The 19,663-nt window shown below is 69.6% G+C and carries 14 protein-coding genes and 1 pseudogene; 11 read left to right on the forward strand and 4 right to left on the reverse strand.

The genetic code is table 11. The features are described from left to right. The 6 genes and pseudogenes from RM788_RS44930 to RM788_RS44955 all read left to right on the forward strand — a co-directional run bounded on the left by RM788_RS44930 (position 1) and on the right by RM788_RS44955 (position 11,680). Positions 1 to 858, forward strand: a complete 858-nt coding sequence (locus RM788_RS44930; protein ID WP_315926810.1) for a 3-hydroxyacyl-CoA dehydrogenase family protein — start codon at positions 1 to 3, stop codon at positions 856 to 858. Between the two features lie 21 nt (positions 859 to 879). After that, a complete protein-coding gene (locus RM788_RS44935) occupies positions 880 to 2,694 on the forward strand; it encodes a non-ribosomal peptide synthetase (protein ID WP_315926811.1) in 1,815 nt (604 codons plus the stop codon). 8 nt (positions 2,695 to 2,702) lie between these two features. Beyond that, positions 2,703 to 9,497, forward strand: coding sequence for a non-ribosomal peptide synthetase (locus RM788_RS44940; RefSeq protein ID WP_315926812.1), 6,795 nt, complete (start codon positions 2,703 to 2,705; stop codon positions 9,495 to 9,497). Next, positions 9,494 to 10,501, forward strand: a complete 1,008-nt coding sequence (locus RM788_RS44945; protein WP_315926813.1) for a 3-oxoacyl-[acyl-carrier-protein] synthase III C-terminal domain-containing protein — start codon at positions 9,494 to 9,496, stop codon at positions 10,499 to 10,501. Before RM788_RS44940 ends, RM788_RS44945 begins: the two co-directional genes overlap by 4 nt. Positions 10,502 to 10,711: 210 nt before the next feature. Next, positions 10,712 to 11,109: pseudogene (locus RM788_RS44950) on the forward strand (transposase); the annotation flags it as partial. Positions 11,110 to 11,362: 253 nt separating this feature from the next. Further along, entirely contained in the window at positions 11,363 to 11,680 is a 318-nt protein-coding gene (locus tag RM788_RS44955) for an ISAzo13-like element transposase-related protein (RefSeq protein WP_399345275.1), read from the forward strand. A gap of 86 nt (positions 11,681 to 11,766) precedes the next feature. Here RM788_RS44955 and RM788_RS44960 read toward each other — a convergent pair whose 3' ends face one another. Further along, the gene (locus tag RM788_RS44960) at positions 11,767 to 12,129 is read right to left on the reverse strand and encodes a hypothetical protein (protein WP_315926814.1); all 363 of its coding nucleotides are present in this window, start codon (positions 12,127 to 12,129) and stop codon (positions 11,767 to 11,769) included. A 160-nt stretch (positions 12,130 to 12,289) separates the two neighbouring features. Continuing rightward, entirely contained in the window at positions 12,290 to 13,273 is a 984-nt protein-coding gene (locus RM788_RS44965; protein ID WP_315934906.1) for an ice-binding family protein, read from the reverse strand. Between RM788_RS44965 and RM788_RS44970 the strand changes: the two genes are divergently transcribed. Beyond that, positions 13,166 to 13,402: a hypothetical protein gene (locus tag RM788_RS44970; RefSeq protein ID WP_315935000.1), complete on the forward strand. Its 237-nt coding sequence runs from the start codon at positions 13,166 to 13,168 to the stop codon at positions 13,400 to 13,402. The two genes, RM788_RS44965 and RM788_RS44970, sit on opposite strands and share 108 nt — an antisense overlap. Before the next feature lie 792 nt (positions 13,403 to 14,194). Next, a complete protein-coding gene (locus tag RM788_RS44975; RefSeq protein WP_315926815.1) occupies positions 14,195 to 14,353 on the forward strand; it encodes a hypothetical protein in 159 nt (52 codons plus the stop codon). Positions 14,354 to 14,651: 298 nt separating this feature from the next. On the opposite strand, the gene RM788_RS44980 is transcribed toward RM788_RS44975, so the two are convergent. Then, positions 14,652 to 15,116 carry a hypothetical protein gene (locus RM788_RS44980; protein WP_315926816.1) on the reverse strand — a complete coding sequence of 155 codons (465 nt, stop codon included), beginning with the start codon at positions 15,114 to 15,116 and terminating at the stop codon, positions 14,652 to 14,654. A 79-nt stretch (positions 15,117 to 15,195) separates the two neighbouring features. Between RM788_RS44980 and RM788_RS44985 the strand changes: the two genes are divergently transcribed. Further along, positions 15,196 to 15,426 carry a hypothetical protein gene (locus RM788_RS44985; protein ID WP_315926817.1) on the forward strand — a complete coding sequence of 77 codons (231 nt, stop codon included), beginning with the start codon at positions 15,196 to 15,198 and terminating at the stop codon, positions 15,424 to 15,426. Positions 15,427 to 15,526: 100 nt separating this feature from the next. Here the strand turns inward: RM788_RS44985 and RM788_RS44990 are convergent, their stop codons facing one another. Continuing rightward, positions 15,527 to 16,723, reverse strand: a complete 1,197-nt coding sequence (locus tag RM788_RS44990; RefSeq protein ID WP_315926818.1) for a putative glycoside hydrolase — start codon at positions 16,721 to 16,723, stop codon at positions 15,527 to 15,529. Between the two features lie 1,388 nt (positions 16,724 to 18,111). Here RM788_RS44990 and RM788_RS44995 point away from each other — a divergent pair. Together RM788_RS44995 and RM788_RS45000 are read left to right on the forward strand one after the other, a co-directional pair. Continuing rightward, positions 18,112 to 18,609, forward strand: a complete 498-nt coding sequence (locus RM788_RS44995; protein ID WP_315926819.1) for an SRPBCC family protein — start codon at positions 18,112 to 18,114, stop codon at positions 18,607 to 18,609. Beyond that, positions 18,606 to 19,454 carry a helix-turn-helix domain-containing protein gene (locus tag RM788_RS45000; RefSeq protein WP_315926820.1) on the forward strand — a complete coding sequence of 283 codons (849 nt, stop codon included), beginning with the start codon at positions 18,606 to 18,608 and terminating at the stop codon, positions 19,452 to 19,454. Before RM788_RS44995 ends, RM788_RS45000 begins: the two co-directional genes overlap by 4 nt. Positions 19,455 to 19,663 lie beyond the last annotated feature (209 nt).

Genomic DNA, 19,663 nt, shown 5'->3' on the forward strand with positions numbered 1-19,663 from the left:
ATGGCCGGGCACGTGGGTGTCGTCGGCGCCGGCACGATGGGCATCGGGATCGCCCAATGCCTGTTGCGCGCGGGCCATCCGGTGACGATCGTGGACCCGGATCCGGCCGCACTCGCCGCGGGGCCGGACCGACTGCGGCGGGGCGGACGCCTGCACTCCCTGGTGGGATCACCGCCGTCCGCGTCCCGACCGGACCCTGCCGAGCCCCCGCGCTGGTCGTCCGCTCTGGCCGACCTGTCCTCGGCGTCCTGGGTCGTGGAGTGCGCGGTGGAACGGCTCACCGTCAAGCGGCGGATCTTCGACGAACTCGACGAGGTGTGCGCTCCCGACGCCGTGCTCACGTCGTGCACGTCGGCGATTCCCGTCGCCCGCCTCGCCGCCGGTCTGCGCCACCCCGGCCGCGTCGCGGGCACCCACTTCATGAACCCCGCGCCGATGAAGGCCACCGTCGAGGTCGTCCGGGGTCCCGAGACCACCGACGACAGCCTGAGGCGGGTGCTGGACCTGCTCGCGGGAATCGGCAAGAAGGGCGTCGTGACCCGTGACGCTCCCGGTTTCGTGACCAATCGGGTGCTCATGCTGATGATCAACGAAGCCGCGGCGGTGGTGGCCGAGCGGACTGCCGACGCGCCGACGGTCGACCGGATCTTCCAGGACTGCTTCGGCCACCCCATGGGCCCGCTGGCCACTGGCGACCTCATCGGTCTGGACACGGTGGTGGACACGCTCCTCGTCCTGGTGGCCGAGACCGGTGATCCGCGCTTCCGGCCCTGCGTCCTGCTGGTCGACCTCGTCGCCGAAGGCCGCCTCGGACGCAAGAGCGGTCACGGGTTCCACCGGTACACCACGTCCGCGTGACCACAGCACCGGGAGAAGACCATGACACCATCCGAGTGCGTCGAGACGTTTCCCGACCGCGACGGCGTCGGACGGTGGTACCCGGCCGATCGCACACTGCCCGACCTGTTCGCCGAGCGCGTCCACCGGCACGGCGACGAACTGGCCGTGCGGTCGGCCGCGGGAACGCTGACCTACCGCGAGCTGCACGATCGGGCCGACCGGATGGCCGCGTACCTGACCACCTCCGGTGTCCGACGAGGTGACCGGGTGTGCGTGATCACCAGGCCGGGGCCGTGCGCCGTCGAAGTCTTCGTCGCGGTGGCGCGGATCGGCGCCTGTCTGATCAGTCTTGAACCCGACGTGCCACCGCAACGCCTGCGGGTGATCCTGGACGACTGCCGACCGGTGCTGGTCCTGCTCACCGATCCCGCGGACTGCTTCGACACCGGCGAGGTGCCGACGCACGACATCGGATCCCTGCCCGCGGTGGCCGCGCCGACCCGGTGGGAGGCACCGGTACCCGATGACCCCCTGTGCTGCGTCTACACCTCCGGGTCGACCGGACGCCCCAAGGGGGTGGTGCTCAGCCATCGAGGCCTGGTCAACCTCGTGTCCTGGCACCGCGACACCTTCGGGTCGGCCGAGGGGAAGCGGCACGGTCAGGTCGCCAGCCTGTCCTTCGACGCCTCGCTCTGGGAGATCTGGTCGACGCTGTGCCTGGGTGGCTGCCTGTGCGTCGCCGACCCCGAGCTGCGCCGCGACCCCCGCGCGCTGAGCTGGTGGATGATCCGGGAGGGGCTGTCCCTGTGCTTCTTGACGACGGTCACAGCGCACCGGATGCTCACCAGCGGCACGCTGGCCGGCGCCTTCGACCTCCGCTTCCTGCTGGTGGGCGGGGACAGGCTCGCCGCGACACCCGGTACCTTCCCCTTCACCCTGGTCAACGTCTACGGGCCGACGGAGGCGTCGGTGTTCGCGACGTGGTGGCGGCATGACGGCTCCGCCCCACCGCCGATCGGTCACCCGCTGCACAACGTCCGCGCCCACGTGCTGGACCGGCACCTGCGCCCGCTGCCCGTCGACCGCGTCGGCGAGCTGTACCTGGCCGGGGAAGGACTCGCCCACGGCTACCTCGGCGCCATGGGCCCGACAGCCTCGCGGTTCGTGGCCGACCCCTTCGGCCCACCGGGCACCCGCATGTACCGGACCGGGGACCTGGTGAGCCGCAACGCCCACGGGGCGCTGACGTTCCACGGCCGGGTCGACCGCCAGGTGAAGGTGCGCGGCACACGCGTCGAGCTGGACGAAGTCGAACTGGTGATCGCCCAGCACCACCAGATCGCCGAGGCCGCCGTCGTCTGCGACGGGGGCCCGGCGGGCGACCCCTTCGTCATGGCCTACATCACCGTGGCCCCGACGCAAGACGTCGATCTCGCCGAGCTGAGAACGTGGCTGCGCGACCGGCTGCCGCCGGCGATGATGCCGTCGCGGATCACACGGCTGCCGACCATGCCCATGACCGTCAGCGGAAAGACCGACCGCCGTGCTCTGGCCCAACACCCACCGCAAACCTCGACCCGCCCAGGGGAGCGGCCGCGGACGGACGCCGAACAGACCGTCCAGGCCCAATGGGCGGCCGTGCTCGACGGCAGGCTGGTCGGGATCCACGAGAAGTTCTTCGACGCGGGCGGGTCCTCGATCCGGCTGCTGGAACTGCGCTGGCGGCTGGAACGGCTGTGCGGCGGCACGGTGTCGGTCGCGCAACTGTTCGAACACACGACCATCGCCGCGATGGCGCGCCTGGTGGAAAGCGTCCACCCGGCCCGCGTCACCGACGACGACTTCGAACTGTGAGAGGTGTGATGAGCGTGCAGGGCGGTCCAGTGGCGATCGTGGGGATCTCGTGCCGGTTTCCGGAAGCCGACAGCCCGGAGCGGTTCCGCGACCGCCTCGACAGCGGTCATGACGCGATTCGGCCTCCCGATGAGCAACGAGTGCGTCAGACCGGTGAACCCACGGGCATCGGCTACCTGCCGATGGGGTACCTGGACCGGATCGACCTGTTCGACCACGACTTCTTCGGCATCTCCTTGCGAGAGGCCGAGGCGATGGACCCGCACCAGCGACTGCTGCTGCACCTGGCGCACGAGGCGATCGAGAACGCCGGCTACGCCCCACGCGGGCTGCGCGGATCATCCACCGGTGTCTTCCTGGGCACCCACCAGACCGACTACCAGACGCTGTACCAGGATTTCGACCCCCAGCAAATCCTCGGGTCACTGCCCTCGGCCTCGGCCGCCCGCCTCGCCTACGCGTTCGATCTGCACGGGCCCGCCCTCGTCGTGGACACCGCGTGCAGCTCCAGCCTGGCCGCGGTCGTCCTGGCGGTGGACCGGCTGCGGGCCTGCGAGGTCGATCTCGCACTCGCGGGCGGTATCAGCGTCCGCCCGGTGCTGCCCCGACGAGCCGGCCACGAACCCTTGCGCGGGATCGACTCGCCCGACGGAACCTGTCGCCCCTTCGACGTCGGGGCCAACGGCGCCGTCGGTGGTGAAGGCGGCGGGATCGTTGTGCTCAAAAGGCTCGCCGACGCCATGGCGGACCGCGACACCGTGTACGCGGTGATCACCGGAACAGCGCTCAACCACAACGGGCATCGTGCGGTCAGCATGGCCGCGCCCAGTCCCCAGGCCCAGGCCTCGGTCATCACGGCGGCGCTTCGCGACGCCGACGCCGACCCGACCACCATCGGTTACGTCGAATGCCACGGCTCGGCCACTCCCCTGGGCGACGCGGTGGAGATCGACGGACTACGCCGTGCGCTGTCGGCCCCAGGTGCCCAACGCCGTGCGTGCGCCATCGGGTCCGTCAAGGGCAACATCGGCCACCTCGACGCGGCAGCGGGAATGGCCGGACTGCTCAAGGTCGTGCTCAGCGTGCGCGACGCCGTGCACTTCCCGACGGTCAACTTCACCGCGCCGAATCCACAGGTCGACCTCGGCGACCTGCTCACCGTGCCGACCCGGACCACGCCGTGGCCCGGGCCTGAGGGGACACCTCGGCGGGCGGGACTGAGCTCCTTCGGTCTCACCGGGACCAACGTGCACGTCGTGGTCGAGCAGGCACCCCCACCTTCCCCGACCTCGGCCCCGGGAGACCCGGAGTGCCACCTGGTCACGTTGTCGGCCAAGTCGGCGTCCGCCCTCGACTCGTACCGCCGTCACTGGGTCGACTTCCTGCGCACCACCACCCACCCGCTGGCCGCTGTGGCGCACGTGATGAACCGCGGCCGCGACGACCACCGCTACCGGCTGGCCTTCGCCGTGAGCAGCGTCGAGGAACTGCAACGGGCGCTGTCCACGGCGGTCGTTCCCGACCGGCCGGTACCGGTGTCCAGACCCCTGGTCGTCCTGTTCTCCGGTGGTGACCACCCGGATCCGGCATCTCGGGGCGAGGAGGTCGTCCGCCAGCACTCGTTGCACGCGCTGCTCGACTCGCTGGGGCTGAGCACCACCCGGTTCGCGGGCAGTGGCACCGGCAAATCGGTGATCCGGGCCATCAGGGGAGTGCTCCGCTTGGACGAGGCGGTGCAGGCCGCGACCGGAACGACGGACGGTGTGTCCATCGACCACAGCCGACTGCGCGCGGCGGTCACCGGCTTCGAGCGCGAGGGTGCGCTGCTGGTCGAACTCGGCGCGGGAGCCCAGCTCTCGAGGGCGATCCGGCCACTGACCGACCTGCCCATCGTGGCGTTCGCCGACGAACCCGGACGAGACCACCTGCTGGACAAGCTCGCCTTGCTGTACACCCTGGGCGCCACCCTCGACTGGGACCGCCACTACCACGGCGCTGACCTCCCTCGCGTCCCGGCGCCCACCCACCCCTTCGAGCCGGTGCGCTGCTGGTGCCGCCCGATCGGCACGCCCGCCGCGCGCGGTACGGGCGGAACGAACCACCCGGTCGTCGACCCGACGCGGTCGTTCGACGTCCAGGACGGCCACGACGTCGAACGCCGGCTCGCCGCCGTGTGGGCGGACGTGTTGAAAGTCCCCGCCGTGCGCGAGGACTCCGACTACTTCGCGCTGGGCGGCACGTCCATCGCGGGCATCACCGTGCTGCGTGAAGTCCAACGCGAGTTCGGCGTCGAACTGGGCTTCACCGATCTCTACGACCACTCGACGATGGGCAAGCTCGCCCAGCGCATCCGCCGTGGGCTTCCCACCGGGGATCGCGCCGTGGTCCTCGCACCCATTCCCCCGGTGTCGCGTCTCGACCCGCTATCGCTGTCGTTCGGCCAGGAACAGCTCTGGTACCTCGACCGGCTCAACCCCGGCAGCCCGCTCTACAACATCCCGGTGGACCTCCGGCTGTCGGGTCGGGTGGACCCGGTGGCGCTCGCCGCCGCGCTGGGCGACATCGCCGACCGGCATGAGGTGTTGCGCACCCGCCTGCCCAGCAGCGACGGCGAACCCTTCGTGCTCGTGTCGGCTCCGCCGGTGCGCCTGCCGATCACCGACCTCGGCGCACTGCCCGCGGCTGACCGTGCCCGGCGGGCCGACGAGTTGATCGCACAGGCCGCGAACCACCCGTTCGACCTGGCGGTGGGCCCGCTGTGGCGCACGCGGCTGCTCACGCTCGCCCCGGACGACCACGTCCTGCTGCTCACCTGGCACCACATCGTCTTCGACGGTTGGTCGCCATCGGTGTTCTTCCCCGAGTTGGCCGCTCTGTACCGGGCACGGCTGGACGGACGCCCGCACGGCCTGCCCGCCCTGCCCGTCCAGTACGCGGACTACGCGGCCTGGCAGCGCGCCCGCTGGGCCACCGGTTCCGCACCGGCACTGCACTACTGGAAGCACCGGCTGGCCGGACTCGAACGGCCCGAGCTGCCGCTGGACCGGCCCAGGCCGCCGGTGCGCGAGTTCGGCGGGGACGTGGTCGAGTTCACCGTGGACGCCGAACTGGCCGACCGGGTCCGCGACTTCGGCAAGCGCCACGGGGTGACCTCGTTCGTCACGATGCTCGCCGCGCTCACGGCCCTGCTGCACCGGTGGGCGGGCTGGCGCGACGTGGCGGTCGGCGTGGCCACCTCCGGGCGCAACCACCCCGACACGCACGGGCTGATCGGCTACTTCAACAACGCACTGCCCTTCCGCACCGAGGTCACCGACGATCTGTCCTTCGAGGACCTGGTGGCGCGCTGCGCCCGCACCGCGGCCGGTGTGCTCGACCACGACATCCCGTTCGAAAAGATCGTCTCCGACCTCGGCGGAAGTCGCGACCCTGCCAGGCACCCGATCTTCGACGTCGCCTACACCCACCAGAACGCGCCCGCCCAGGTCGTCGAGTTCCCCGGCTTGACCAGCGGCGGCCGCTACGCCGGCCACATGACCGGCATAGCGCCGGGGACGGCGAAGTTCGACCTCACCTTGGGGGTCGTCGAACAGGGGCACGGCGCCATGCACGGATACGTCGAGTACGCGGTAGCCCTGTTCGACCGGGGCACCGCAACGAGGTTGGCGGACTGGTTCACCGAACTGGTCGACGCGGTCACCGCGGACCCGGCACGGCCCCTGGGCACGCTGCGTCCGGGACAACCGCCACTGGAGGTGCGGGGGCGGGCCCAGTCCCCGGTATGGCACCAGGTGGAGCGGTACGCCACCACGCGCCCCGATCACCCCGCAGTGGTGGACGACCACGGCGCCCACACCTACCGGCAGCTCAACCGGATGATCAACCGACTCGCCCGACGACTCGCGGACGTGGGCGTCACCGCGGAGACCCGCGTACCCGTGTTCGCCAACCGCGATGTCGACCTGGTGGTCGGCTGGCTGGCCGTGGCCAAGGCCGGCGGCGCTTTCGTCCCGGTGGACCCGACGTCACCGCGACCCCGTGTGGACGCCATCCTGTCCGACATCGGAGCCTCCGCGGTGGTGCTCGGGCGCGGCGTGGACACGCCGTCAGCCGCCACGACGCGGATCGTGGTCGACCCGGACACCGACGAGTCCGACGACGCGCACCCGGCGGTGTCGTTCGCGCAACGGCAGCTGGCCTATGTCTGCTACACCTCGGGCTCCAGCGGACGCCCGCACGGCTGCGAGACCGAGCACGGCCAACTCACCGGCGTGGTCAGGTGGTACGTCGAGGAGATGGAGCTCACCGGCGAGGACCGGATCCTGCAAGGTGCGTGGCCGAGCTTCGACACGGCCATCATGGAGGTCTTCGCGGCCTTGGACCGCGGTGCGACCCTCCAGCTCGCCGACTCGGCGATGCGCGATCCCGGTTCCCTGCTGGACTGGATGGCACGCCACGGCACCACGGCGGCCTTCCTGCCCACCCCGGTGGCGGAGGTGCTGCTCACCGAAGTCGAGCCACCGACGGGGTTGCGGTTGCGGGTGCTCAGCACCGGCGGCGACCAGCTGCGTGTCCGCCCGACAGCGCGACTGCCGTTCCGGCTGCTCAACATGTACGGCCCCACCGAGTGCACGATCGTGGCCACCGCGGGGAACGTGACCACCGAACCCGACATGGCACTGCCCGACATCGGGGTACCCGTCAGCGACACCGTGGTCCACCTGCTCGACGACCACGACCTGCCTGTGCCGGACGGGGAACTCGGCGAAGTCTGCATCGGCGGCGCCATCGTCGGACGCGGGTACCACGGCTTACCCGGCTTCACCGCCTCCCGGTTCGTCGCCGACCCGTTCATCGGCCGTCCCGGCGCGCGGATGTACCGCACCGGTGATCTCGGACGTCGCCTGCCCGACGGCACCCTGCAGTTCCACGGCAGGGTCGACGACCAGGTCGAGGTGCGCGGCCACCGGGTCGAACCCGCGGAAGTCGAACAAGTCCTGCGCAACCACCCGTCGATCGGACAGGCCCTGGTGATCGGCACCGCGAGCGCCTCCGGCGGCACCCGCCTGGTCGCCCACGTGGTGCCGCGCGGACCCGCACCCGACGAGCCGGACCTGATCGCCTGGGTCGCAGCCGCGCTCCCCGCGCACATGGTGCCCGACCGCGTGGTGATCACCGACACCCTGCCCACCACCGCGAACGGCAAGCTCGACCGCAAGCGCGCCAGGCAGTCCCTGCAACCCCCGCCCGAGCGGTCACCTCTACCGGCTACCGGTGCCGACCCGGCCGAGCAAGTGCTGGCAGGCATCTGCGCGGACCTGCTCGCCGTGGGCCACGTCGACCCCCATGACAACTTCTTCGAGCTCGGCGGCGACTCGCTGCTGGGCATCCGCCTGGGCACCCGCGCGGCGAAGGCGGGCATCCACTTCACCCCGCAGGACCTCCTGCTCCACCCCACGCTGCGCGAGCTGGCGGCCGCGTCGACGACCACCACCCGACACATCGCCCGGGACCCGGCAGACCACGTGCCGTTGAGCCCGACCATGCACATGTTCCTCGCCGCGGTACCCGGGGGAATGCCCGACTTCGTCGAGGCCCACGTACTGGAGTCCACACAGGACCTCACCCCCGACATGCTCCGGACGGCGTTGCGCCACCTCGTCGGGCTCCACGAACCGCTGCGCTACCGACTGCGGCACAACAGCCTGAGCCGGTGGATCGAATGCGCGGTGGAGGAAACCACCGACCTCGTCGACGTGACGGTGCTCCCCGCCATGACCGTCGAACAGCAGCGCACCGCCATCCAGGACGACCTCTCGGCCCTGGCCACGACCATCGACCCCGGCGACGGACCCGTGCTGCGCGCGCGGTACTACGAACGCGACGGGGCGAGGAACCCGCTCGTACTGCTGCTCGTGCACCACTTCGTCTTCGACAACCTGTCCTCGGTGGTCCTGTTGGACGACCTCGACACCGCCCTCACCCGACCGGCATCGGAACAACAACCGATCGAGCGCGTACCCGCGTGGCGGCACTGGACCGAGCACCTGCACGACATCGCCGGCTCCGACGCGCTTGCCGACGAACTGCCCTACTGGACCACGACACTGCGAACCGGCGGTGTGCCGGCCGCGAACCGACCCACCCCGACAGGGGGCGGGTCCGTGCACCGCGACATCCCCCTCGACTCGATACCGCCGGTGATCGCTGCGGGCGGGCAGAACGCCCAGGACGCGGCGTTGTGCGCCCTGGCCTGCGGGGTGTCCCGCTGGCGCGGTACACCGGGGGCGCACGTGATGGTCGAAGGCGACGCGACACCCAACCCGCACCGACCGCTGGGCCGCCCCGCCTCGATCGGCTGGTTCACCAGCCTGCACCCGCTGGTGCTACCGGTCGACCCGGCCTCACGGGTCGGCGACTGCCTGCCCGCGGTGGCCGACAGCCTCCGAGCCGTTCCCCACGACGGCGTCGGATACGGCATCCTGCGCCATCTGAGTCCGCACTCGGCCGCGGTCGCCGAGCTGCGGTCGCTACCCGAACCCGAGATCATGCTCGCCCATCAGGGCAACGACGGTACGAGCCTGGACTCCGGCTTCACGAGGTTCACCGTCCGCCCGGACCTCTACCCGGAATCGAAGCGGTCGATCACCGACTGCTTCCCCCTGGTGCTGCTCTCCGCGGTCCGGGAGCACTGCGTGTCGTTGTCGATCATGCACGATGGCCGGTTCACCCGAACCGAAGTCGAGGCGCTCATGGACGAAGTGGCGCGGGCGTTCACCGAACTGGCCGAGGTCTCGACATGACGGGCATCACCATCCAAGCCATGGGGTGGCACCTGCCGGAAACCGGGATGACCGTAGCCGACCTTCCCGAACTCGCGGACATGTCCACCCGGGAGCGACAGACCTGCACGACCCTCGGGATCGAACGCGTGCCGGTCGACGACCACGCCGACAGCCGGACCCTTGCCGTCCGCGCGGCACAGCGGGTGCTGGCCGATACCGGGATGACAGGGATCGACCTGGACGCACTGGTGCTCGTCGAACCACGGGTCCCGAAAGCCCTGTTGACCTCGGAGGTGACCGCCGTGCAGGCCGCACTGGGCGCCGGTCGCGCGATGTCGTTCTCCGTCGGCGGCTTGGGATGCGCGTCGATCACCCCGGCTCTGCTCACCGCCAGGGGGATGCTGCACGCGGATCCCCACCTGTCGACCGTCCTGATCGCGCACGGAAGCAAGCCACCTACTTCCAGGCGCTACCGGCACCCGGTGACAGTGCAGGGCGACTGCGGGTTCGCCGTGCTGCTGTCCAGGAACGGCCCGCTGCATTTGCTCGACGTGGTCCTGGAGAGCGACGGCGATTACTCCGACCTCTTCCGGGTGGACTACCGCGACGTGCCGGTCGACCAGTGGCGCGAAGAATGCCTCGACATCGGCAAGTACAGCTTGAGGTTGGCGGTGACCACCCGTGATCGACTGCGTTCGGTGAACCAGCGGCTGCTGCAGCGCAACGGTCTGCGCCAAGAGGACATCGCCGGCTACCTCTGCCAGAACATCTCGCTAGCTGCGCTCCGGTTCTACCAGGAGAGCCTCGGGGTAGCGATGGAAAGCGCTTGCGCGGACAACCTGCGACACCGGGGCCATCTGGGGCCGGCCGACGCCCTGCTCAATCTCCAGACCACCCTCGACCGGAATCGTTGGCACGCCGGCGACCGGGTCGTCCTGCTCAACGTGAGCCCCGTGGCGGCGTGGAGCGCGGTGCTCATCGAGATCACCACTGCGGGAGCCGACGAGGACATTCTCTTGTAGTTGGTCGGTTCGTGGTGCGCCTTGGTCCACGGCGTACTCGTTCCCACCGGTTGAGGTCGTGGGGGAGAGGTCATGACCGCGGACACGGCAGCTGGAGTGGCCACCGCGCACGGTAGCGGGGGTCCGCGCGGCGGCTGCAGGCATCTGTCGACATGCGCCAGCAGACGGGCTTCAGCATCGGGCTTGGTACTCCAGCCGCACGTGGTGATCATGTTGCCCCGTGCTGTCGATCTTGTGATCGTGGACGAGGACTTGTCGGCCTGGACCGCGGGTTTGGACGAGTTGTTCGGGCGGGTGGCCGGCCGTTTCCATCGGGTCGAGCACCGGCGTCGCGGCCGGGCGCGTGTGCGGGGCCTGCTGGCGCCGATCGCGGGGAAGAACGGCTGGACACTGGCGGAAGTGTGGCCGGGGAGTCCACGCCGGACGGGATGCGGCGACTGCTCGACGCCGCGTCCTGGGACGCCGACGGTGTCCGGGACGATCTCCGCACCTGTGTGGTGGAGCAGTTCGGTGACCGCGATGGAGTCCTGCTGGTCGACGAGACCGGATTCCTGAAGAAGGGTCACAAGTCCGCCGGTGTGCAGCGGCAGTACTCCGGCACCGCCGGGGCCCGCACTTCGACAAGTGTTCGGTAGAGCGGTGTTGGTGGGAGCCTGGGATATGACCCCGTGTCTGCCAGGCCGCGTTGCCGCCCATGCACTGCGGACCAAGTTCGATCAGATCCTGCCGCACTTCGATGAGCGTCGCCGGCGGTTGTACCGGGCCAGCGAGGCGACGGCTCTCGGCCACGGCGGGATCACCCAGGTTGCGCTGCTTCCGGTACCAGCACTGCCACCATTGCGCGTGGTATCGCGGAGCTGACTGGTCGCTCGTTGCCGACCCGACGGGTCCGAGCGGTGGACCACGTTGGGGTTGCGGGCACTGGCCTCGGCCCTCACCGTGCAGGGCCACCCGATCAGCGCTTCGACCGTCGGGCACCTGGTGCACACCCTGGATTACAGCCTTCAGGGAACCGCGAAGACGACGGAGGGCATCAGCCATCCGGACCGAGATGCCCAGTTCGCCCACTTGAACGCCGCCGCCGCCGCCGCCTTCCTCCACGACGCCCAGCCGGTGATCAACGTCGACACCAAGACCAAGGAATGGCTCGGTAATCGCGACCGGCCCGGTCGCACCTGACGACCGACCACAGCGGCTCGGCCGACCACGTCGCCCGGCTGTCGGCGCTGGTGCTGTGACCGGCCTGACCGCGGTGGACACCCGAGTCACTCGGGCATCGCGGTGTAGAGCAGGTGGATGACGGCCTGCTGACAGGCGTCCTGGTTGACGGTCTTGTTGTCGAAGCCGATGGCCGCTCTGGCGAAGGACGCCGACCCACCGGGGGCGAGCGCCTGGTCGACGGGCATCCTCGTGTTGAGCAGGACGTAGTCGCTGGCGTCGCAGTTGCCGGGGTGCGATCCGGATCGGACTTCGACCGAGGTGATCTCGACCGTGACCGCCGCGACGTAGGCGCCGTCGGGGCCGTTGTTCCGACCAGGCCGGTGATGGGGACCGGCACGAGACCGGGGGCCAGACCGTTCATGACCGAGGTCTGCACGACGGTCAAGGAGTTCTGGGCGGTGCCGCACGCCGAGGTCGTGGCCCGCGCGGGTGTTCCCTGCGGGATCACCAAGGCCGCGCCGACGACCGAGAGGACCACCAGGAAGGTGACCGCTCCGCCGTGCCCATGTCGGCGCCGGCTCGCGAGCACCAGCACCAGACCGAGAACGAGGCACCCGCTCGCGATGGTCAGGAACAGGGTGAGGTTCGCACCGAGGCCGGTGTTCGGCAGCGGGTCGCAGTTCGCGGGGTCACCGCCTCGTCGGGTCCGGTGGCGCTGATGGTCAGGGCGGGTTCGGTAGCGCTCGTGGTCGGGACGGGTTCCGGTTGATCCGGCTCGGTCTCGCCCGTGCTTCCGGGTGTGCCGGGCGCAGCGGGTTCGGTCGTCGTCGGAGGGGGTGGGGCGGGCGCGACCTCTGCGGCGAGCAGGGGGGTGCTGGGCGGCGACGCCGGCTGGCCGGGCGCGACCCCCGTCAGGGTGTTGCTGGCGAGGGTGACGGCGTCGCGGGAAAGCACTTGCCCGATCAGGGTCGTGCTCGCGCCCAAGGTGACCGCTCCGCGTGCCAGGACGGTGCCCGACAGGAACGAGTTCGCTCCGGTCCCCGCCGCACCCGCCACCACCCAGAACACGTTGCCCGCCCGTGCTCCGCCGACCAGGTCAACCACACTGCCCGCGGCGGTGTTGAACGCCGCGTCGGTCCGGAAGACGAACACCGCGTTCGGATCGCCCTCCGCGTCCAAGGTCAACGTTCCCGTCAAGGCCAGCGCCGCCACCGAGTGGTGGACGCCGGGGGTGAGGGTGAGGCCGCCGAGATCACCGATGACCTCCACGTCCGCCGCCCTGGCCGCCAGTTCGTCGTAAGCGTGGGCGAGGGCGGTCTGGGCGAGGGCCGCGACGGCGTCGCCCGCGTGGACGTCCCCTCCCGCACTGCCGGCGGGGAATCCGGTGATCGAGGTTCCAGGGTTCACGCCGACATCCCCGCTGATCGTCGTCGGGTCGGTGTTCACCACGGCGGTTACCGCCAGGACCGAAAACCCACTGGCAGCGCCGAGGAAGAGGGGGGCGTGGTCACCGCGAAGGGTGAACTGGTCGCGGATGTCAAGGTGACGGGGACCCCTGACGAGGGGAACGCGGTCCCGTCGGCCGTCTGGAGGGCGGCGGTCACGGGTGATGCGATCGTGTCGGCCGCGGTGTCGGCGGGTTGGCCGGTGAAGGCGAGCCGAGCGGCGCTGACCACGTCCACGACCGCGCTCGCGGCGCTGGACGCGGTCCACGATCCGCGGACGGCGGTCACGACGTAGCTGTGCTGCCCGTCCGGGACCGCGGTGTCGGTGCAGGTGGGTGCCCACGACCAGCGCGGTTCGGCTGCTGGCGCAGGCGGGGGTTGTCGTGCCACCGGCGTGCCGGGTGATGTAGTACCCCGAGGGCACCACTCCACCCGCACCGGGCGTCCACCCGACCGGGACACTCCCGGCCGTGGTCGCGGGGACGGTCACCTCGACCGGCGCGGCCGCGGTGCCGGTAGGCGCGCCCGCGGTCCCGGAAGCAGCCGCATTCCAGTAGGCCGACGCCGGCGCGACGCCCAGCAGGACGGCCAGGAGCGAAGTGAACACGGCGAGTCCTGGGCTCGGTTTCGACCGCGGAACGACGTCCGATCGGAGAGTGTGATCATGATCGTCGACAACAATCTGTTTGAGCGTGCGCGAACGGCAACACGAATGCGGTACCGCGTCAAGACATCGACCAGCCAGATTGCCCTGGAAGTATGCGTGATGGCACTGCATCCGGCGCTCCGGCCAGCGAGCACTCGGCGCCAATTAGCATGTGTACATGGCGTTGTCCATCGAAGTTAGCACTTCCGCGAAGAAATGGCGGAAAAGGTTGGAACAGGACCGCTCGAACTTGGACAATAAGAGGATTAATCGCATGCGTGGTCATGAGCTAAAATTGAGCAACTCCTGATGTGGAAATATCGAAATGCTCGAACACGTGTTTTCGGGCGGTGTGGGGACGCTACTGTGGCGACGTGTCGACCCCCGACTCGGAGCCACCGACTATCACCGTTTCGAGCCGGGGGCGGCATGATCGTCGCCATGGGCCAACCAACTGCGGTGTACTTGGTGGAGATCAACACCGACCCGGAAGCCATGCCGCCCACCAGGTACTTCGCGCACGTCCAGCTCAGCCCCACCAAGGCGGGAGCCGGAGTCGAGCACTGGGCGCGGCGACGCGGCCACAGCGAATTGCGCTAGGAGGTCCGCGGCGCCTTGCTGTACGCCTTCCCCGCCTCCGGGGACGGCACCAGTGCGCTCTGCCGGGTGGTGCCGCTGCACGTGCACGGGGACAACCGGCCCGAATCCTGACCCCGGCCGCTGGCAGGGCTTCACACGGGGCGGGTCTGGAACCGGAGCAGGCCGAGGGTGTCGGCCGAATTGGCTGCGGACGTTCGATCGGGCGCCGGACCGCGCGAGCCGAGGACTGGCTGAGCATGGACCGCCCGAGGTGCGGGGTCGACGAGCTGGAACCCTGGCGGATCCGGGTGATGCGGGGTCAGTCTGACCGACCGTCGGTGGTGGTGGAGTCGATGGGGCCGACGATGCCCAGCAGGGCCTGGACCAGCGGTAGATCGCCGTCATGGGAGCGTCGGAGTCGGCCTTGGGCGTTGGCGTCGAGGTCGTCGGGCTTGATCACCACCAGCCGTAGGCCGTGGGCCGGGATCTCGTCTTCTCGCCGCCGGTCGTACAGCGCGCGTTGCAGTCCTCGGTGCACGCCGCTGACGGTGAGCCGGTCGGGTTTGTCGAAGTGCGGGACCGGGATGTCGTGCTGGCGTTCCCGGTACTCCACCACCAACCGGTGTCGCGGCCAGTAGCCGTCGACGGGTAGTCGGCGGCCTGGACGGTCGTTTCCGGAGTCGCCGCGCAGCCAATCGAACCGGGCCTGACGTTGGGCGGTCTCGCCCAGTGCCTCGTTGCACAGATCCAGTACGTACGCCTCGTCGCTCGCCTCACGACCCATGCGTCGCATCCTGCCACGCAGCACCACAAGTCGCTGTTGTGGTTCGACGCCGCGCCCTATGCAGCACCAGGACGCGCTTATGGAGGAGAAAGCCACCGCGCACCTGGACGTGCTCGAACTCGCCGCGTCCACCGCAGTCGGTGGCGGCGGACTGTTCGCGCCGCATCTCGCGGCACGACGCCGACGCACCCAAGAACTCGAACTGGCACAACGCGAGAAGGTCCAAGCCCATGCCGGCCTCCACGACCATCCCGGTCGCCCGCTTGCGCAGCTCATCGGGGTACTTCTTCGGCGGCGCCACAACTCCTGATCCGTCCAGGCTTGATGGTCTCCGTCTAGCCTGGACGGATCATCGACCAGCGTCCCGCGCCGGGCGGGCAGTCGTCGGTCGCGCCCATGCGCCGTCCGCCTCACGCCGTGCACGACTTGCGCAGGATCTTGCCGGACGTGCCCGGCAGGGTCGCGGTCGTCACCGGCGAACCGAACTCGTTGTAGTAGGTGCGGCCCAAGTAGACGGTGACGGCGGTGCTGCCGCTCGGGTTCGTGTTGACCAAGACGGTGCCGCAGCCGAAGTCGCGGCGGAGCAGGTTGTTGCCGATGGTCCGGTACGCCCCGGTGGGTGTGCCGAGGTTCCACGTGTACTCGGCGCGGGTGCGAGGCGGGGCGCCGTAGGCGTCCTGGCCGAGGGTCTCGGCGAAGGCGCTCCGCCCCTGCTGCACGAGGAAGTAGCTGGCGAGCGCGTACCGGAACGCGCGGTCACCTGTGGCGCCGACGTGCGGCTGCACCCAGGTGATCTTGCCCCGTGCCTCGTTCGAGGCGATCTCCCGCACCTGCATGCCCCACCCCTCGACACCGGCAGGCAGCAGGTTGGTTTCGCTGAACGCCAACCACCACTCGTCGAAGCCGCCGTCGAGGTGTTCCGTGTACGCGTCCCAGGCGCCGGGGTAGAGGCGTGCGTTCGCCAGGTTCGCGACCGTGAGGATTCCCGCGTCGGCGAACCGCTGGCGCAGGTTCGCGAACATCGACTTGTAGGCGGTCTGGAACGGCGCGTCGGTCGGGTAGGCCTTCGGGCACCTGCCGTCGTGGTAGGTGTCGCAGCCGAAGAGCGCATTATCCATCAGCACGCCGTCGAAACCACCCGATTTCGCACTCGCGATGACGTTGTCGCCCCACCGCTGCTGGTACGTGGTGTTGCCGACGTCCATCTGCCAGTGGCCCGCATACCCGCTGTACTCGAACCGGTTGCCTCGGCTGTCCGTGAGGAACCACTCGGGATGTGCCCTCGCCGCTTCGCAGTATCCGATCCCCGTCGGAATCTGCGCGTCGTCGATCCCGTTCCGGCACGCGTAGCTCCGGGTGGATGAGAGATCTTTGTACACGAATACTCGGATGTTCGGATTCGCTTTCTTGAACTTCGCGGCGAGGGAGCCCTCCCATGCGTTGAGCACCACGTACGCCATCGATTTCGCCTTCGTGGTGATCACGTAGTCGCTGATGGGCGAGCTGTCGAGGTGCAGCCAGAACGATTGGGCCCGACCAGGGCTCGACGCCGTGACCGCCTGGCTCGGCACCGCGATGACCACGCTCGCCAGAACTGCCGCGGCCATGGCGACGATAATTCTGAACAGTGGTCCGCTTCGATTTTGTACGTGCATGGGAACTCCTTGCGATCGGCTGTGGAGAAAGTGCTGATCTAGGGATGGCCAGCAGCATTCCGGTGCAAACGGATTGCTGTGAAGGTTGACTGTAGGTGAGCATTACCGAGTCGAACCGCATTTTTGGAAAAATTGAAATAAAGATGATGTGCCGGTGACTCCGGAGCACTGGGGGTCGCTTTTCGCTGTCGATGCGGCCACCCGTTGGGGTGAATGGCGCCTGATCGCCGGTCGCGAACCCACCCGGTCGATGGGTGGTCTTCTCAACAGCTTCAGTGTCGACTGAAGTAAATCAGGTGTTCCACCGCTGGGTACGAGGAGAAGCGTCATCAGACGATCTCGCCGACCACGTCACCAAGCTGGCCGAACCCCTGCCAACGCTTCTCAGACCAACTCGGACCTGTGAAGTTGGCGAACGTCCGAGATCACCGGACCGTTGTCGAGTTTGCCTTTTCGCGCGCCGTGGAGGCTGGCAACGTGAGTGCGCACAGGAACACCACGTCCGGCTGGGATCGTCCCGGCCGCGCTGGTCCTGGCACAGCGCGGCAGGCGCACCGAGGCGCGCGGTCTTCGAGCGGGTCCTCGCCGGAGCGACAAGACCGACTTCGACCTGACCGAGGCGGCGGTAGTCGAGGTGCTCAAGCGCACCCACCACGGCGGTGGTACCGCCGACGCAGAGGACAAGGAGTTGATCTACCGCGCGCTCCGCCGCCTCGGACCCGTGGCGGCAGAGCGCGGTGTGGGAGTACGCGGTACAGGACGGCCACGTACTGCACTGCGCGAAGGCGGGGTACGTGCTCGAGAAGCCGATGTCCACGAGGTGACGCTCGACGAACTGACGAAGCAGCATCGGCGTGGACGAGATCCCCGAAGACATGCTTTCCGTTGTCGTTCTCCAGGGTCCGCGCTCTGCTTGAAGTGCTGCCCGAGCCCACTGTCATCGGTGCTCCAGTCGGGGTCGTGCCGGCCGCCGAGGCCGCTCCGCCCGAGGTGACTCCCATGCACAAGCCAACGCTGGCCTCGACCGACGAGTTGCCAGAAGGGTGACTGCGGTGGTGGCGGACATCGCTCAACCGTCCCGACCCCGTCCCACCCGAAGCTCGGGCAAGCAGGCTCAACATCGCTGTTGAGGGCGTTGGTTGGCCATGACCGGTGTGCCGGCAAGAGCCGATGCCAAGACGGCCCTGCTAGCCCTGGCGCGGTCCTGAGCGCCGGAGATCGGGTGTGGGTTTCGCCGGAAACGGCCCCGACCGCAGGCCGGGAGGCAGTGCGGCGAGACCTCGAGGGTGTGTACTGACAGGTGTCTGCCTCGGGCGGGCGCGGCCCGTGATGCTCGTGGCATGACGACAAAGAGCGTTCCGATCACCGTCTTCGCCCGTACGACAGCCGGCCCCGCCCACACCCACCGGGTCATCGTGCCGATCGACCTGCCCCTGGTGTTCAAGCCGTGGGGACCGTTCCCCGGCGTCGCGGAGGTGCGCGACCAGACCGGCGCCTGGGACCGGCCCGGACCCTCGCGCAAGACCTGGTTCACCGACGGCTCCCAGGCCGACGAGCGGCTCACCGAGGTCGTGGACGGACACGGGTTCGCCTACGAGCTCAGCGGCTTCACCAACGTGCTGGCCAAGCTGGTCTCCGGGGTGCGTGGCGAGTGGTCGTTCCTGCCCGACGGCACCGGCACGTCGATCCGGTGGACCTACGACTTCCGGCCGCTGCCCGGCCGCCGCTGGATCGTCGCCGGGCCGTTCACGCCGCTGTGGACCCGCTACATGCGCGCCGCGCTCGCCCGGATGGTGACCGTGGTGCAGGACACGCCAGGTGCGACCATGGAGAAGTGAGTGACCTGAGCTTCGGTGCCCTGGTGCGCGGCTGGCGCGACCGCCTCGACCCGGCCGATGCCGGCTACGCCCGGTCGGCTCGCCGGCGCGCCCCCGGCCTGCGCCGCGAGGAACTCGCCGAGCTCGCCGGTCTTTCCCACGAGTACGTGCTGCGGTTGGAGCAGGGCCGGGCCACCAACCCGTCCGGCCAGGTGGTCTCGGCCCTGGCGCGCGCGCTGCGGCTCTCCCCCGCCGAACGCGACCAGCTCTTCCGTGCCGCGGGTCTGCTCGCGCCTCGCGACCAGACCGTCGGAACCCACGTGCCGCCGAGCATCCGCCGCCTCGTCGACCGCCTCGGCGATCTCCCGATCGGCGTGTTCGCCGCCGAGTGGAGCCTGCTGTGGTGGAACGACATGTGGACGGCGCTGCACGGCGATCCGTCCGGCCTGCCGCCCGCCGAACGCAACCTCACCCGCGCCCTGTTCGGCACGGGCGAGGGCCGCTGGCAGCTGCGCCCGGTCACCTCGACAGCCGGGCCGTACGCCTTCGAGACCGCGATCGTCGCGGACCTGCGCGAAGCGGTCTCCCGCTACCCCGCCGACCCAGGACTGGCGGCTCTCGTGGACGGCTTGCGGGCGGCCTCGCCTTTCTTCGGTGAGCTGTGGTCGGTGGCGGGCATGGGGCAGCTCACCGGCGATCTCAAGACGATCAGCCATCCCGAGCTGGGTGAGGTCACCCTGGACTGCGACGTGCTGACCGTGCCCGGCGTCGACCTGCGCATCGTCACCTACACAGCAGCCGCGGGAACCCGCGGCGCCGACCAGCTCGACCTCCTGCGCGCGTCCCGGCTCAGCGAGGCTCGCTGACGACCGAGCCGCCCAGGGAACCCGGCCGGCACCACCAGGTCGTTCACCAGCACCGGTACCGAGAGCGAGGCGGTGGCGTGGCCCTTCAGGCAAGCTGACGGCCATCCCACGGTGTTGAGCGTGGTGGTGCCCCACCTGGTCGTTCAGGTCCAATGCTCCCTGCCCGGATGCGATGAACTGCTTCAACGGCCGTGACCTCAAGCTCGAGG

Origin of the sequence: Umezawaea sp. Da 62-37, assembly GCF_032460545.1 — a bacterium.
Classification (GTDB): domain Bacteria; phylum Actinomycetota; class Actinomycetes; order Mycobacteriales; family Pseudonocardiaceae; genus Umezawaea.